We start from the raw sequence: 16,419 nt of genomic DNA, 5'->3' as shown, positions 1-16,419 counted from the left end.
ACGCCATAAACAGGAGACCCGAAATGACCGACACCCTGATTGACCGCCGCGACCTGGCGTTCCAACTCTACGAAGTACTCGACACCGAAAGCCTCAGCGAACGCGAGCGCTTCAGCGAACACAGCCGCGACACCTTCGACGCCGTCATCGAAACCGCCGACAAAATCGCCCGTGACAAATTCGCCACCCACAACAGCGCCGCTGACAAAGACGAGCCAAAATTCGTCGACGGCCAGGTGGAAATGCTGCCCCAGGTAAAAGAAGCTTTTGACGCCTACGCAGACGCCGGCTTCATTGCCGGGCGCTACGACTATGAACTGGGTGGCATGCAACTCCCCGAATCCGTCATGGCAGCGTGTAACGGCTTCTTCACCGCCGCCAACCCGGGCACTGCAGGCTACCCGTTCCTCACCACCGCTGCCGCCAACCTGATCCGCGTGTTCGGCAACGACCAACAGAAAAGCACCTTTCTGCCACATATGCTCAGCGGCCGCTTTACCGGCACCATGGCCCTGACCGAGCCCCATGCCGGCTCGTCACTGGCTGATATTCGCACCTCCGCCACACCGACCGACGAGGGCCACTACCTGATAAAAGGCGCCAAAATCTACATCTCCGGCGGCGAGCAGTCCCTTACCGAGAACATCGTTCACATGGTATTGGCGAAGGTCAAAGGCGCCCCGGCGGGCGTCAAGGGTATCTCCCTGTTTATTGTGCCGAAATTCATTGTGGATGAAGACGGCAACGCAACTGAACGCAACGGCGTGAACCTGGCGGGCCTCATCCACAAGCTGGGCTACCGTGGTACCACATCAACGGCACTCAGCTTTGGCGACGACGCACCCTGCCATGGCTATCTGGTGGGCGAGCCCCACCAGGGTCTGAAATACATGTTCCAGATGATGAATGAAGCCCGTGTGGGCGTTGGCTTCGGCGCCGCCGTGATTGGGTATCGTGGCTACATGCACAGCCTGGAGTACGCCAAGGACCGCCTGCAGGGCCGCAAGCCGTCAGAGAAGAACCCAGAGGCACCCCAGGTTCCCATCATTGAGCATGCCGATGTGCGGCGCATGCTGCTGGCCCAGAAAGCCTACAGTGAAGGTGGCCTGGCGCTGTGCCTTTACGGCGCTCGCCTGATGGACGACCAGCACACTCATCCGGACGAACAGAAGCGGATGGAAGCCGGCAAGTTGCTGGATCTGCTGACGCCTGTCATCAAGGCCTGGCCATCCGAATTCGGCCCAAAGGCCAATGATCTGGCCATCCAGGTCTATGGCGGTGCCGGTTACACCCGGGAATACCCGGTGGAGCAGTGCTGGCGGGACAACCGCCTGAACCCCATCCACGAAGGCACCAACGGCATCCAGGCGCTGGATCTGTTGGGCCGCAAAATCTGGCAGGACCAGAGCCACGGCTTGCAGTTATTGATGCAGGAGATGCAGGTGGACCTGGAAGCCGCCACCACCGATCGGTGCCAGCAATGGGCACTGTCCCTCAGTGAAACCCTACAGCAAGCGGTGAAAGTGACTCAGAGCCTGGGCAAATCCCTGATGTCGGAAGATCCCGACCGGGTGTTGGCCAATGCCTCCTGCTACCTGCACCTGTTCGGCCACATCATCGTATCCTGGATGTGGTTGCGCCAGGCCAACGCCGCCGCCAAGGCTCTCGGTTCCGCCAACAGCGACGAAGAACGGAGCTTCTATCAGGGCAAACTGCAGGCCGCCCAGTACTTCTTCCATTGGGAGTTGCCCACCGTGGCGCAGGATCTGGTACTGCTCCGCAACCAGGACGATACCTGCATGAACATGAAACCGGAGTGGTTCTGAAACTGGCGGACTGACCCAATCTGAACCAGACTGTAGGCAGGCTCCGGAACGCAGGCTTTAGTGTTCCGGAGCGCTTTCCTATCCTGCTGAACCCACAGGGAAGAATCTGCCATGACGTCGGGACACGCCTCCAACGCCTATCGCCCGGTACGCTGTGAAGTCCACAGTTTGCTCCGGGAGTATCTGACTTCCTCAAAGCTGGCCGAGATTGTCTATCGCGACGATGCCGGTCAGGTCTGCACGACCCACGATATTATCCGCGATCTCTTCAGCCGTGCTGGCCAGGAGTTTGTTTTCCTGGGGCGGGGGAATATGGTGCGCCTTGATCACGTGCTGACTCTGGATGGTAGAGCCGTGGCCGGAGCGAATTGATGACTACAGGTTATTGCTTTCCCTAACTTATTGTTGCTACTAACAAAAGCGTAATCACCAAGTAATTGTGCCAGCCCAGTCACGGCCGTAGACTTGTCGCTGTTGTTTTCACACTCCAATGAAAGGACACAGTTATGAACAAGCTGACACTGAGCGCACTGGCATTGTTGATGACGCTGGGCCTCGCAGCCTGCAGTCAGGATGACAATGAGGGCGTTGATCTCGAGGAAGCCGGCGACAACGTTGAGGAAATGGCGGATGACGCCGGCGATGCGGTCGAAGAGACCTACGAAGATGCCACCGGCCAGAATGACAGCGCTTGGGACGAAACCAAGGACGCTGCTGGAGATGCCGCCGAAGAAACTGGCGAAGCAATGGAAGAAACCGGTGAGGAGATGGGCGAAGCCGCCGAGGAAGCCGGCGACTCCATGCAATAAGTTTGCGTCTGTGGCCTGCCCTTGAGGGGCAGGCTTTTTTGCGCTGTAAGAAATTGTTAAAGAAACTGTCTTTTTACTGTCTGAAATCTGTCACCTAACCCATCGACACTGTTCTCTCGAAAACCAATAACCCACCCGAGAGAGAGCAGGACCATGGCAAAGCATGATCTGGATCCCAACTACCTGGATCCCAATTACGAGCCCGTTGTTAACCATTCAAGCAATACGCCCTTTCATCAGGTCCTTTCGGCCCGTATGCAGCGCCGTACCGTTATGAAAGGTTCCGTTGGCGCCGCGTTGGCCAGCGTTATGGGTTTGGGCCTGGCCGGCTGTGGCAGCGATGACGATGATGACAACGGTACCTCCACGGGGGGGAGCTCCGCCAATACGGAGCTTGGTTTCAAAGCGGTTGCCGTATCCACCGACAATGAAGTGGTTGTTCCCGGGGGCTACTCATCCGTGGCTTTCCTTCCCTGGGGTACCCCGATCACCGGTTCCTATCCCGAGTACAAGGCCGATGGTACCAATACCGGTGCCGACCAGGAACAGCAAATGGGCATGCACCACGACGGTGTTCACTTCTTCCCGATTGACCAGAAGGCCGGTGGCAACAGCTCAACGGAAGGCCTGTTGGTGATGAACCATGAGTACATCAATCAGTCTGCGCTCCATGCCAATGGGCCGACCAACGCCGGTGATAATGGTGGCGTGCGCCCCGCCGATGAGGTTCGCAAGGAAATTGCCGCCCATGGCGTGTCGGTTGTTCACATCAAGCGCGACACCAATGGCACCTGGGACATCGTCTTCGGCAGCCCCTTTAACCGTCGTATCACCGGCAACACCGAGATGGACATTCGCGGCCCGGTACGCGGTTACAGCAAGCTGGTGACAACCTACAGTCCCGACGCGACCGAAACCCGCGGCACCCTGAACAATTGTGCGATGGGCCCAACGCCCTGGGGCACCTATCTGGCCGCGGAAGAGAACTGGCACGGATATTTTGCCAATAGCGATGCGACACAACCCCGCGAGCAGACCCGGCATGGTGTTGGCAGCTCCAGCCGATACGACTGGGAGTTGGCAGACAGTGCGGCCGACCAATACGTACGGTTTAATGTGAGTACGACCGGAGCGGCTGCGACCGACGACTATCGCAACGAAGCCAACACCTATGGCTTCATGGTCGAGATTGATCCGTTTACGCCGGAAAGCAAGCCCCAGAAACGCACTGCGCTAGGACGCTTTGGACACGAGGGCGTCATCTTTGCGCCGGCGAAGGAAGGTGAGCCGGTGGTGTGTTACTCCGGTGACGATTCCCGTTTCGAGTATATCTACAAGTTTGTGTCTTCCCAGCCGTACTACGCTGCGACGGCCGGTGGCTACCTGCTGGATGAGGGTACCTTGTACGTGGCTCGTTTCAACGAGGATGGCTCTGGTGACTGGCTGGCGCTGGACCTGGACGACGCGGATTTCGCCAGCAAGGTTGCTGCGGCTGAAGGTGGAATGGTCGGCGATATCCAGTTCGACGGGTTCGAGAATCAGGCTGATGTTCTGCTGAATACGCGTCTCGCAGCCGATATCGCCGGTGCTACGACGATGGATCGCCCGGAATGGGGTGCCGTTGATCCCAACTCTGGTGAGGTCTACTTCACACTGACAAACAACTCGAACCGGGGCCAGCCAGGGTTCGACGACGTCAACGCCGCCAACCCGAACTCTCCCAATGCCACCGGCCACATCATTCGCTGGACCGAAGAAGGTAACGATCACACGGCTACCAGCTTTGACTGGGACATCTTTGTTTTTGCCGGCGAGCAGGGCACGGAAACCGTTGTTGATGGTGAAGCCGTCGTCTCCCTGAACGATGATAATATTTTCAACAGTCCGGATGGTCTCTGGTTCGATTACAACGGCCGCCTGTGGATCCAGACCGATGGCTCTGATGCTGATCCGTACTTCAACAACATGATGCTGGCCGCCAACCCGGAGACACGCGAAATCAAGCGTTTCTTCGTTGGTCCTCAGGGTTGTGAAGTGACTGGGGTTGTAAGCACACCGGACGTGAAGACCATGTTCGTTAACATTCAGCACCCGGACGGCAACTGGCCGAACGCGGCTGAGTCCCGTCCCCGCGACGCCACCGTTATTGTGACCAAAGATGATGGTGGTGTGATCGGCGCCTGATCGCCTGATCCTGATAAAGGCGCCGCAGACGCACGCCGACACCAGCCAGCCGCAACGCCGGATTCGTCCAACAGGACGTCTCCGGCGTTGCGGCTTTTTATTTCAGTTTTTCCTCAATCTGCCGAAAAACCAGTATTGGTCAACTAAAGTAGCAGTTGTAAGTAAAGGTCAATCCTTTACTCTCACGAGTCATCGTCAAAAAAGATGCATTCACTAATAATGAAAACAAAGAGGTGGATATGGGATTGCTCAGTCGGCCTGTTCTGGTTGTGGGGGTGTCGGTCGCCGTTGTCGTCGTCTTCGGGGCTTTCCTGGTGGCGCCGATGATGGGATTGGATAGCGCGTCGCTGGTGGCAGGCGTGGTTGTTGGCCTCGTCGTCGCCACTATGTATCTGGTTTTACGCGTGTTGGAACCGGTTGAACGTTCCATCAAACAACTCAACGCTGGTGAGCTGTCAGCGGATAGTCCCCTGGGCAAACAGTGTGCAAGCCTCCTAGCGGATGCCAAAGCCGGTCGGGCGCTGGTGGAAACACTGTCTGGCAGTGCCGACAAAAGTGCCATCTCTGCGGCCCAGGTGTCCTACGCGGCCGACCAACTAAAAACCCGCCTGGATCGTCAGGTCAGTGAAACCGCGCAGATGGCGGAGTACGCGGGGCAGATTACCGAGAGTGTGCGCGAATCTGCCCAGCAGGCCACAGACGCCGCAACCATGGCTCTGCAGAACCGTCAGGTGAGCGTTGAGGGCCGTGATGCGCTGACCTCCGCCATCAATAGCGTGCGAGCCGTGCACGAGCAGTCCAGCGAGAACCTCAGGTTAATCCAGGAACTGAACGAGAAATCCAACAAGATCCAGGGTGTCACCACCACCATCCAGGGCATCGCCGAACAAACCAACCTGCTTGCCTTGAACGCGGCAATTGAGGCCGCTCGTGCCGGCGACCAGGGGCGGGGCTTTGCGGTGGTTGCCGATGAGGTCAGGCAATTGGCCGGGCGAACCGCTCAGGCAACAGGCGAGGTGGCCGAAACGCTGCAGGAAATACGCTCCGACACCTCTCTGATTGTCTCGCGGATTGAGGACCTGGCCAAGAGCGTTGAATCCGGCCTGGTGTCGGTTGAAAGTGTGGGTGAACGTCTGGATCAGATTCGTGATCAGTCCGACCGTGTACAGCAACAAGTGGCGCGGATTGCCGAGATCGACCAGAACAACGAGCAGAGCCTGGAGCAGGTATCGTCGGCCATTGAAACGGTTCGGGATCAGATTACCGAGAGCGATACCAGCGTTGCGTCGCTTGCGCAGCAGGCAGCGACACTGATGGAGCTGGCGGAAGAGGCCAACGCGGCATTTGCGTTGAACAGCGATGAAAGCTATCACCGGTTCTTTTACGACCAGGCCCGGCAAGGTGCGGACCGGATTGGCAAGCTCTTTGAAAAGGCGGTTCGCGACGGACAGCTGGCGGAAAACGCCCTGTTTGATAAGAAAAGGACCCCCATTCCCAAGACCGAGCCGCAGAAGTATTCCAGCAGCTTTGACCGGTTCACTGATCAGCAACTGCCAACGGTGCAGGAAGCGGTGAAAGGGGCCCATCCGTCCATGGTCTTCGCAATTGCCGCCGCGCCGGATGGCTATGTGCCGACCCACAACCGTGATTTTGCCCACGCGCCAACGGGTGACCCGAAAGTGGATCTGGTCAAGAGCCGCAGCAAACGGCTGTTTAACGACCGCACCGGCGCCCGGTGTGGCAGTCACACCCAGAATATGCTGCTACAGACCTACCGCCGGGATACTGGCGAGGTCATGCATGACCTGTCAGTGCCGATCTATGTGAATGGCAAGCACTGGGGCGGTTTCCGCCTGGGTTACAAACCGGACAACCGCTAGGCACCGGCGGTTTCCGGCTCCTGTTGCTGTGATACACTGCGGGTGTGGAACCAAAGGAGAGTGACTTGTCCGAGCACGAATACATTCCCGCCAACGCAGATCCTGTAGCACGACGTGAAGAGCCTGGCCGCAACCTTGCGGTGCTGGTTTATATCCTGCAGGCGCTGTCGTTCTTTGTCGGGGGCATTACCGGCCTGGTGGGCGTGATCATCAATTACGTCAAGCTCGATGACGTAAAGGACACCTGGATAGAACCCCATTTCCGCTGGCAGATACGAACCTTCTGGATCGGGCTGTTATGGACAGTGATTGGCATTGTGACGACGCCACTGATCATTGGCTGGTTTGTGCTGCTGGGCATTTCCATCTGGATCATCTACCGCATTGTGAAAGGCGCCCTGGCGTTGAATGACGGAAAGCCCCCGGAACCTCAATGATCCTCGGTGACTTCCCTTAAACGGGTGGCGCTGATGGCGCCGGCCAGCCCCATAGCACCAAGCGTCAGTATCACCGCTACATCGGATATCATTGACACCAGGGCTGTCAGCCCGCCCGTTGCCAGCAACAGCACTCCAATAACGGTATTACTCACGGAGGTATAGTCGGTGCGCTTGTTGCCGCCGGCCATATCCACCAGATACGTTTTACGGCCCAGTCGAACCCCGGCATGCGCGATGCTCAACACGAAGAACCCGACGGGATAGAACCAGACGCTGGAGGTAGCCTCGCTCGCAAATAGAGCAGTCAGGCCCACCGCCAGGCAGGCGCCGCTGGCAACAATGGCACCGCGTATCATCACCCGACGGCTGGACTCGTCCGCCATCCAGCCCCAGACACTGGCGCTGATGGAACTGGCGAGGCTGCTCGCCAGCAGAAAGACACCCAGAAGCCACCCGGTGTCCGAGTTTTTCTGGGCGAGCACGACAAAGTAGGGCGACGCCAGCGCCGAGCACAGCAGTAGGGCACGGGTAATCACGAAGTGCCGGAAAGGCGCGTCGTCCCTGAGAAGGGACAGGCTTTTGAGTGCGTCACCCAGCGCATTACCGCCACCACCGGTTTCGCCCTCGTATTCATCAACGGAGGCGAACAGAAAGCCGGCAATGATCCAGAGGCAGGCAGCCAGCAAGAGCAGGAGGGTGTAGAACAGTACGCCAGGGTCACCCCGGTTCCAGAACAGCAAGGCCGTCAGGATAACCGTTGCGGTGCCGCCAATGGTGGAGGCCAGGCCAGACAGCCGTCCTCGTCGTTTCTTCGGGATGCATTTTCCCTGCACGTCCTTCATGGACACCGAGCAGAATCCCCGGGCCAGGGAAAACAGCACCAACGCACCCACCACGCCGGCGCCCGCAGCGTAGCCCTCCAGAAACCAGACGCTTGCTGCCATGCCCAGAACACTGGCCGCCTGGCCAAAGCTTCCCAGAGTCCAGAACCATTTGCGCACGGGCTTGCGCCGAACCCAGGCACCAATCACCATTTGTGGAATCATTGAGCCGGACTCCCGGATCGGGACCAGCCAGGCCACCAGGGCAGGCGCCCCGATTGCGCTCAAAAGCCAGGCCAGCACGGTCTTGGGACTGATCAGCAAGTCACCAAGCTTGGTCAGCACGTTGCTGCCAAGGATCAGGAAGAAGTTGCGTGGCACCTCGCGGCAGGCTTCCTCGGGGATGTCTGTGCAGACCCGGGCGTCTTCTTCGTTGGCAATCAGGCTGTAAACTTGGTCGAGGGTGTCCCTGTTTCTGGCGGGCAAGGTGCCGTCCTCCTGAGCAAATGGCTCATAAGGATACCAGCTAAGACGAGTCGCCTTAAGGCAGGAGGCCAGTGTTGTGGGTTATTCAGACCAGGTGGTGGTCCCACTGGACCGGCAGGTCGGCGATCTGCCGTGGCTGATTGTCCTGCCCCAGGCGCACTAATTTTCCGCGTCCGGAGGAGATCAGGAAATCGCCTCCTGCCAAAGCCTGGACACCGGCGCAGTCGGGGATGGATGCCCTGGCCAGCAGTTCGCCAGTGATGCCATTGAACACCACGGCGGTGCCACCCACCGGGGATGCGGCAGCGACAAGGTCGTTCTCGGGATGCGCAACAACGCTGGCGATGTAGTTGGCCAGCGCTGCCTGGGTATCCTCATCGAATCGGACTTCCTGAAGCTGCCCGCTTTTCAGCCGGGCGATGAGGGCGGGTGACTCGTGAAGCGGGCCCTGATACTGGTAGGCGACGTACACACGGCCGTTCGAACCGGTGCTGACGTGACGGGCACTTTGATGGTGATGGGCCGGGTTGAATCGCCCGATAATCCGACCGCTGTGACGGTTCATCAGGATCAGCGCGGGTGCCATGGTGTCGATGTTCAGCTTTAGGCGATCATAGTCCGGGTGGGTCAGTATGCCGCCCAGGCCAATCACCAGGGTTTCTCCGTCCGGGTGCAGTGTCAGTTCATGGGGGCCAATACCCTGAAGCTCAAAGGTATCCACCCGCTGATAGTCCTGCTCTGCATCATAGACGGCAATAATGCCTTGCCCCTGTTCGTAGCGGCTGGCGGTGACATAAAGCCAGCGGCCGTCGGGGGAGAACACTCCGTGGCCGACAAAGTGTTCCCCGGAGCCCGCTCGTACGCGATGTGTCCTGTCGCCACTGCGGGTGTCGAACCCGTAAAACGCCCAGCCGGGCCGGCGTTCGAAAAACAGAACTTGTGAGCCCCCCGGGCGTGCGCAGCCGCTGTGGCAACGGGTGTCGACCGGCGACTCCCACACGGGGTGGCCTTTGCGGTTGACGGCACTAATGCCGAACTTGCCCCCAGGCAGCCCCACGGCGCCGACGTACTGATCTGCCGCGTGGTCCACTTTCCGAGGCAGAAGGCTGCAGCCGGTCAGGGTGGCTGCCAGCCCTCCGGCCATACCTGCTTTCAGTAATTGTCTGCGGTTGATAGGTGCACCTACGGGTTGCCTGTTGCTGCTCATCAGTTCAGTCGCCGTCGCTGGAGTTGAAGCCGCGAATGACACCCAGTTCAACCGCTGCCTGATCATTGATCAGGGTGGTTAACTGGGAAACGTCAACGTAGAAGCCCTGGAGCAGGGAAAAGGCGTCGTCATTGGAAAGCAGCTCAGCCATGGGGCGATGGAGTTCCGGGAAGTGCTCCAGAACGTCCTTGAACTGGTTTTCGATTCGTGGACCCAGTTCCGGCTGGTCGCTTTCCTTGAGCAGCCGTGTCAGGCCTGGCAGGAAGGACTGCTCCAGGCCATGGATGGTTGCCTCTATGGTTCTCAGGCTGCTGCCGCTACGCCAGGCATCGGCGGCGTAGACGGAACGCTTGCCATTCCCACGAAGCCCCATGGGCTGAGCAAGCCGGCGATCTTCCAGAATCTCCAGGGCCGCCATGCCCGCCCGGATGGAGGTGTCGCGGTATTGTTCCGTGGCCAGGTAGTGCTCACGGAATGCCTGCCATTGATCACGGAGTTGCTTGCCATTGGCTTCGATATGGCCGGCGACCGCCCTCAGCAGGCCGCAGGTCTTTTCCGCGGGTAGCGCATTGTTGCTGGCGTTCAGTGCTTCGTCGTACAACAGGTACTCCAGCATTGGAAAACCCTGTACGGCCACGCCTGACTCGGTAATGACCTCACTCGATACCGGGGCCTCCGAGTCCAGCAGGTAACTGGCTTTACGGGCAATGAGGTTTTTCGGGTCGGGCCAGAACTGGAACTGCCAGGCAAGGTTATCGCTCTCGACCGGGCCAAAATCCACATAACGGACACGTTGCCAGGCCAGAAAGGCATTCAGCCAGGCTTGTTCAAGTGCATCGCGTGACGCCTGTTCCGGCGCGCTGCAGTAGTCGGCAGCGGCAGCGGACAAGTCGCCGGCTTCGGCCGCCAGAGATTGGTAACCCTTGAGAATACCCTGGTGCCATTGCTGTTCGGCGTTGTTGTTCGTTTCAGGCTGGCTGCCGGCCATACCGGAAATGGGAGCCAGTATCAGGGCGGCAATACCCACGGTTTTGGTTAGTGATTGCATGGCATGTCCTCAGAGAGAATTCAGGAAATCCAGAAGTGCCTCCCGGTCTTCGGCGGGCATCTGACGGTAATGTTCAGCAGACGGCTTGGCCTCGCCTCCGTGCCAGAGCACGGCTTCTTCGAGTGTTCGTGCCCGCCCGTCGTGGAGGAATCCGGACTGCGGATTAACCCGTTGAGCCAGGCCGATGCCCCAGAGCGGGGGTGTCCTCCATTCGTTGCCGTTGGCCAGGAATTCATCCCGTCCATCGGCAAGCTCAGGCCCCATGTCATGCAGGAGCAGATCAGTGTAAGGCCAGATGGTCTGATTGCTGAGGTCCGGGCGATCCGGGGCGGTGCCGGTAGTGTGCCTTGGTGTATGACAGCCGGCGCAGCCGGTTTCATTGAACAATTCCGCCCCTTGTTGAACGGACACACTGTCAAGGTCTCGGCGTGCGGGCACTGCCAGGCTTTTTGCATAGAAAGTCACGAAGTTGCTCACCTTGTCACTCACTTCCGGGCTGCCGCCGTTGGTGAAACGCCCACAGTTCTGCTCGGGCGTGCAATCGGTTGCCGGTTTGATGGTGGACGTCAGCCCCATATCTCCGGCAAACGCCCCCATACTTTGTTGATGAACGTTTGGTTCGGCAGCCTTCCAGCCGAATCGACCCGGCACGGTTTGCTGGCGGCTCAGGTCCCAGACTTGATTGAGTTTGCCGGACAGGCCGTCGTTGTCCGCATCCTCTGGGTCTGCCAGTGACTGCAGGTCTTCAAGCGGTATCGCTTCCAGAAGGCCCATGCCAATCATCGGTGGAGCAACCCGTGGAGATACCAGCAGGTCCTCTGGAAGAGGGCCGTAGTTAGGGTTCTCGATCCGGTAAGCCGGTTTTCGCAATTCCACTTCGGTGCCGTCCGAAAGTGTCTCAGTCACGGATTTCCATTCGATCACCAGATCGGCTTCAGGTTGGGCGGCAGGTAGGGCGGCGGTTTGCAACTGGCTGCCGTACACGGGAGCCGGTTTGAATCCGTGAGTCTTCAGGATATCCGCATCCCGCTCGGGATCGGCCGGTACGGCGAGGCGGAGGAACAGGGATATCGGCTTATCGTCAGCGCCCGGAGGATGTCCGCGCCCATCTTTTATGTGACAGCCCTGACAGGAGTTGGTGTTAAACAGTGGCCCCAGGCCATCGCGGGCATCCGTGCTGGCAGGAGCTTCGACCCAGGGGTTGCGGAAGAAGCTGTTGCCGACACTGAAGTCCAGACGCCTGGTCATGGACAGGTTAGCCTGGGGCAGGGAATAGGCATTGTGATCGAACTGATCCACGGTGCCTTCGCCCCCCGTCTTGACCGTCGCCTGAATCGGATAGGGTTCCTGGGCGATGGCCATGGCGAAGGCCGCTGCTACGGCCACTCCCGAAAACAAGGTCAGCAGTAGCAGGGGGCGTTGGCGCATGGTTTCTCTACAACGTTTCGTTACTTTTAATGGATCAGCTAATGGACCAGCTAATGGCTCAGCCGACGGGCCTGCGCTCGGGACGTCACCTTAGAAGGTATGGCCAGCGTCATCAGGCTTGAGTGAGTCAATGCCCAGTTCGCGGGCGGCCTGTTCAATGGAACCGGTTTGTGCCACCAGTGCCATAATCGCGCCATTCACGATCTTCGCGCCTTTCTCATTGCCTGGAGCGATCATCATATCGAATTTCATCGGCTCTGACTCTGCTTCGGCACTGGATTTCATGGTTTGCAGTGCGTCCATTGAGTCTTCGAACTGCTGGCTCAGTGTCTCATCCAGTTCCGGGTTGAGTTCGGCAACCATATCTGACAGTGACGGACCGGTCAGTTCAGAGCCGTCAATTCGGGTGTAGCTGCCGGAATAGATGTTGGCCACGCCCTGGCCATTGTAGTAATGGGAATTGTGGGTGTTGTCGCTGAAGCAGTCGTGCTCGTCCTCGTAGGAGTTGGCTTCGAGGGCGACCTTCATGCGCTCACCGGCCAGCTCACCCAGGGACAGGGAGCCCATGCCAAAAAACATCTTCTGGATGGCGGCGTCCGGTGCTTCGGCGAGCAACTGGGAGCGGTAGTTGTCTTCCTGCCCGGGTGCCCACTGTGCAACCATCCACTCGAGATCGGTGATCAACAGATCGGTCGCTGCATCCAGGTAGGCGGCGCGCCGGTCGCAATTGCCGTGGGTGCATTCCTCGCCCTGGGCATAGTCCGTAGCAGGGCGCTGTCCGGCACCGCGATCAAACCCGTGCAGGTCCTGGCCCCACAGCAGGAATTCAATGGCATGGTATCCGGTGGCCACGTTGGCCTCTGAACCTCCGATCTCGTTCAGTTCCGCCAGCAGCTCTGGTGTCAGGCTGGAAGCGTCGACCGTCGTGCCGCCAATATTGATTTCCGGGCTGGCAATAATGTTGGCCGTGGCGCCCTCGTTGCCCAGTTCGTACTGGTAGCCGTCTTCTTTAACGTAATCGATCAGGCCTTCGTCCAGCGGCCAGGCGTTCAGTTGTCCTTCCCAGTCATCAACCACGGCGTTGCCAAAGCGGAATACCTCGGTTTGCTGATAAGGCACTCGGGAAGCCAGCCAGGCCTGTTTCGCCTTTTGCAGATTTTCTTCGGTCGGGCTTTCCAGGAAGGTGTCTACTGTGCTGTCGAGGGACTGTGCGGCGGTCAGTGCGTCTTCAAAGTTTGCATGGGCCAGGTCGGCGTAGTGTTCCACTACATCGGATTTGGTGATGGCTTCTGCTGCCGCCGGCTCTTCGGTTGATGAGGATGTGGATGCGGTTTCTTCGCCGTTGCTACAGGCGGTCAGCAGCGTCGCAGAGATAGCGAGTGCCAGGGGAAAGCGTGATGCGTTTGAGAGCAGGGCCATTTCGATGTCCTATCGGTCGTTGTTAATCAAATAAAACGTATTATTATTCGCATTATAAGGTGAGCGTAGCCCGTTGCAACGACCGCGGCGAATGATTTTCAGTTCCTTTTAACCTGATCCGGGGTTGTGGGCCGCGAAGGTTCCCTGTGTGTCGGAAATGTTTGCCAACACTGCGCCTGCTATAGCCTAATGGTGCCCCTATCGTCAGGAGTCTGTAATGCTGAGTTACCTCCACGCTTTTCATGCCGGTAATTTTGCCGATGTTCACAAGCACGCAGCCTTAACGCTTGCGGTCAGGATGATGCAGGCAAAGCCGTCTGCCATTGCCTGCTTCGATACTCACGCCGGAAGCGCCAGCTACGATCTTGCGGGAGAAAGGGCGCTTAAAACCGGCGAAGCCGCCGCAGGGATCCAGAAAGTCTGGCCGCTTCGAGCCGAGTTACATTCCGACGACTGGCAGACGATCCTGGATGGGTTGGCCGCAGGGGAGGGAAAGGACGGACAATTGGCGAGCTATCCGGGGTCGCCGCGCTGGTTACTCCGTTACCTGCGGGAGCAGGACACGCTGACCGCCTTCGAGCTGCACCCCGCAGAAGGCGAAACCCTGGGCCAGTGGGCTGCCAGGCATTCCCGCGTCAGGGTCTTTCAGGAGGATGGGTTAAAGGGGTTGCTTCGCCATCTGCCGCCCAGGCAACCAAGGTTGCTGGTGCTGACGGACCCTTCCTACGAGATCAAAAGCGACTATGAAGAGGTAGCGCACACGTTGGCGCGAGCGTGGCAGAAATGCCGCCACGGAGTATATCTGATCTGGTACCCGATTCTGGCGGGTTCCCCTCACAAGCGGTTAAAGGATGCGGTGTCTGAAGGGGCCGTGCGCAAGGTGCTGTGCAGCGAAGTTGCGCTTAACCGGGCGCCGCAACGTGGCATGTCCGGGTCCGGAGTGCTGGTGGTAAACCCGCCCTGGGGGTTCGACACCCGGCTTGCAGAGATGATGGAGGCGGTATCCGGTGATCGCTGTCTGGGCCTGTCATCGAAAAGCGCGTGGCTGGTGCCGGAATAGCGCTATTGGGCCGTGGTATCAGCAGTTGGTGTTGCAGACTCTGTTGTGCTGACCATCGTCAGGAGTTGGTCCAGGATGGCCGCCCCGCGCTCACCAGCAATCCGAAAATAGGCCTCACGAGCCGGAAGGCTGGCCTCACGGAATCGGCTCCGCTCCTCCTCGTTAAGCTCAACCACACGGATATTGCTGATTTCCGTGATGGTATTGAGGCGACTTGCATTGAGCTCAGCCTGTACCTCATAAGCCAGCGGTGCGACTTCATCCATAGCGTCTTCGAGCCAGAGCTTCTGGTCTTCGGGAAGAGCGTCAAACCACGACGTATTGGAAACCACGGAGGTAACAAACTGGGCAGGTCTTGCAAACGTCATGACACCCTGGACTTCGTAAAACCCCATCTCTTCAATGGCGAAAACAGGGTTGGCCTGCCCGTCAATGCGGCGTAACTGAAGGTCGCTGTAGACCTGTGAAAAAGGAACCTGGCTGGTTGCGGCGCCATAGGTTCTATAAGTCTCTTCTGCGATGTCCGACGTCATGGTGCGGATAGTAAGTCCGTCGAAATCCGCGGGGCTCCGCAAGGGTTTATTGGCGGTCCAGACCATCCAGCCTTCCGGTACGAAACCATGAAGTTTGAGGCCCTGCTCGCTGTAGGGCTCGTGGAACAGTTGCTTCAATTCATCGCTGGCAAGCACGTCACGATTCACCTCTTCGTCATCAGACAACAGATAGTGGAGGGTGAACACGCCTACCTCGGGAATAACGTTGGCCAGGTGGCCAGGGGAGGCGAACGCGAGATGGACTGATCCTTCCCGGACCAGTTCCGTCAGTTGGAGTGACGTGCCGATAGAGCCATAGGGAAAAATGTCGACGAGAATATTGCCATCGGAGATACGTTCGATGCGGTCCTTGAATTCAAGGGCGTAACGGTGTTGCACGCTGCCTTCAATTTCCTCAAGGGCAAAGCGCCAGGTTACGGGGTAGGACGGCTTATCATCGTCGCCGCTCGACACCGGTGCCGGGCTGTCTGAACATCCTGCCAGGACAAGCATAACCGTCAAGAGCAATGGGGTTAGCCCGCGGCAGAATCTTCGCATGGTTTGTCTCCATTGGTCTCTACAAAATCATGCCGACAAGATACCACAATCAACGTTGATTATGGCCATTGCAACCTCGTTGGCAGAATCAAAAAGGCCCTGTTATTGCAGGGCCTGAAGCAACCAATGTGGGGAAACGGCTTACATCAGTGCATCAACACGGTTCCGAACCTGAGGCTCACTGTTGTAAGCGGTTGCGATGGAATTGTAGGTGGGGATATCCATGCCGGAATCCTCAATCACTGTCACCATCTCATCGTTGGCTTCCATCTGCAGTTCCTGGGCTTTTTTCTGGGAGTCAGCCGCTTCGATTTTTTCCATGTACTCATCACGGATATTGTTGATGCCTTCCTGGGCCTCAACGAATTGCTTCAGTTCCGAGTCGGTAAAGTTGGTTTTCTGGGTGCCGGCTGAGGCGGGATCACTGTATCCGCCGTTGGGGTTGGTTGCTTCCGGGCTTTGCTGGTTTTCCTGCGCCAGTGCGGGGCCCGCTGCCAGCAGTGCCAAGGATGCAGTCAGTGAGATAAGAAGTTTGTTCATGGCGTTCTCCTTTTGCGTTGAAGGGACTGCACGGTGTTATCGAATGCAGTCTGACGTTGAAAGGAATGCGATTCCTCGAACGTTGGTGTTGTCTAATCAAGCTCTGTGCCAGCTTTTTTATTTCTATAAAAATCAATAAAAACAGCATCTTGGTGGTTTTCTGACGTTACCTTCGCGTAA

Annotated in this window: 14 protein-coding genes; 7 read left to right on the top strand and 7 right to left on the bottom strand. The window is 58.2% G+C overall.

Features of this window, described 5'->3' with window-relative positions:
- Positions 1–23 precede the first annotated feature (23 nt).
- The 6 genes from MDG893_RS14060 to MDG893_RS14035 all read left to right on the top strand — a co-directional run bounded on the left by MDG893_RS14060 (position 24) and on the right by MDG893_RS14035 (position 7,136).
- On the top strand, positions 24–1,826 hold the full coding sequence (locus MDG893_RS14060; protein WP_007154472.1) for an acyl-CoA dehydrogenase: 1,803 nt from the start codon (positions 24–26) through the stop codon (positions 1,824–1,826).
- Between the two features lie 111 nt (positions 1,827–1,937).
- The gene (locus MDG893_RS14055) at positions 1,938–2,198 is read left to right on the top strand and encodes a hypothetical protein (protein WP_007154471.1); all 261 of its coding nucleotides are present in this window, start codon (positions 1,938–1,940) and stop codon (positions 2,196–2,198) included.
- Positions 2,199–2,332: 134 nt separating this feature from the next.
- Entirely contained in the window at positions 2,333–2,635 is a 303-nt protein-coding gene (locus tag MDG893_RS14050; RefSeq protein ID WP_007154470.1) for a hypothetical protein, read from the top strand.
- Positions 2,636–2,788: 153 nt separating this feature from the next.
- The gene (locus MDG893_RS14045) at positions 2,789–4,819 is read left to right on the top strand and encodes a PhoX family protein (protein ID WP_007154469.1); all 2,031 of its coding nucleotides are present in this window, start codon (positions 2,789–2,791) and stop codon (positions 4,817–4,819) included.
- A 239-nt stretch (positions 4,820–5,058) separates the two neighbouring features.
- Positions 5,059–6,699 (top strand): methyl-accepting chemotaxis protein, encoded by a 1,641-nt coding sequence (locus MDG893_RS14040; protein ID WP_007154468.1) that lies wholly within the window; start codon positions 5,059–5,061, stop codon positions 6,697–6,699.
- 65 nt (positions 6,700–6,764) lie between these two features.
- Complete coding sequence (locus MDG893_RS14035; protein WP_007154467.1) at positions 6,765–7,136, top strand: DUF4870 family protein; 372 nt, start codon at positions 6,765–6,767, stop codon at positions 7,134–7,136.
- Here MDG893_RS14035 and MDG893_RS14030 read toward each other — a convergent pair.
- From MDG893_RS14030 to MDG893_RS14010, 5 genes are all read right to left on the bottom strand, one after another.
- On the bottom strand, positions 7,130–8,446 hold the full coding sequence (locus MDG893_RS14030; RefSeq protein ID WP_007154466.1) for an MFS transporter: 1,317 nt from the start codon (positions 8,444–8,446) through the stop codon (positions 7,130–7,132). The genes MDG893_RS14035 and MDG893_RS14030 overlap by 7 nt on opposite strands.
- A gap of 85 nt (positions 8,447–8,531) precedes the next feature.
- Positions 8,532–9,653 (bottom strand): DUF1513 domain-containing protein, encoded by a 1,122-nt coding sequence (locus tag MDG893_RS14025; RefSeq protein WP_040474630.1) that lies wholly within the window; start codon positions 9,651–9,653, stop codon positions 8,532–8,534.
- Between the two features lie 4 nt (positions 9,654–9,657).
- Positions 9,658–10,701 carry an imelysin family protein gene (locus MDG893_RS14020; RefSeq protein ID WP_007154463.1) on the bottom strand — a complete coding sequence of 348 codons (1,044 nt, stop codon included), beginning with the start codon at positions 10,699–10,701 and terminating at the stop codon, positions 9,658–9,660.
- A gap of 9 nt (positions 10,702–10,710) precedes the next feature.
- On the bottom strand, positions 10,711–12,129 hold the full coding sequence (locus MDG893_RS14015) for a di-heme oxidoreductase family protein (protein WP_007154462.1): 1,419 nt from the start codon (positions 12,127–12,129) through the stop codon (positions 10,711–10,713).
- Between the two features lie 90 nt (positions 12,130–12,219).
- Positions 12,220–13,548: an imelysin family protein gene (locus tag MDG893_RS14010; protein WP_007154461.1), complete on the bottom strand. Its 1,329-nt coding sequence runs from the start codon at positions 13,546–13,548 to the stop codon at positions 12,220–12,222.
- 217 nt (positions 13,549–13,765) lie between these two features.
- Between MDG893_RS14010 and MDG893_RS14005 the strand changes: the two genes are divergently transcribed.
- A complete protein-coding gene (locus tag MDG893_RS14005; protein ID WP_007154460.1) occupies positions 13,766–14,608 on the top strand; it encodes a 23S rRNA (adenine(2030)-N(6))-methyltransferase RlmJ in 843 nt (280 codons plus the stop codon).
- A gap of 2 nt (positions 14,609–14,610) precedes the next feature.
- Here MDG893_RS14005 and MDG893_RS14000 read toward each other — a convergent pair whose 3' ends face one another.
- On the bottom strand, positions 14,611–15,699 hold the full coding sequence (locus MDG893_RS14000; protein WP_040474629.1) for a TRAP transporter substrate-binding protein: 1,089 nt from the start codon (positions 15,697–15,699) through the stop codon (positions 14,611–14,613).
- 141 nt (positions 15,700–15,840) lie between these two features.
- Positions 15,841–16,239 carry a DUF4168 domain-containing protein gene (locus tag MDG893_RS13995; protein WP_007154458.1) on the bottom strand — a complete coding sequence of 133 codons (399 nt, stop codon included), beginning with the start codon at positions 16,237–16,239 and terminating at the stop codon, positions 15,841–15,843.
- Positions 16,240–16,419: the final 180 nt, after the last annotated feature.

Source organism: Marinobacter algicola DG893 (genome assembly GCF_000170835.1).
Classification (GTDB): Bacteria; Pseudomonadota; Gammaproteobacteria; order Pseudomonadales; family Oleiphilaceae; genus Marinobacter; species Marinobacter algicola.
The sequence above is the reverse complement of the archived record's forward strand: the minus strand, read 5'-3'. Positions and strand labels throughout refer to the sequence as shown.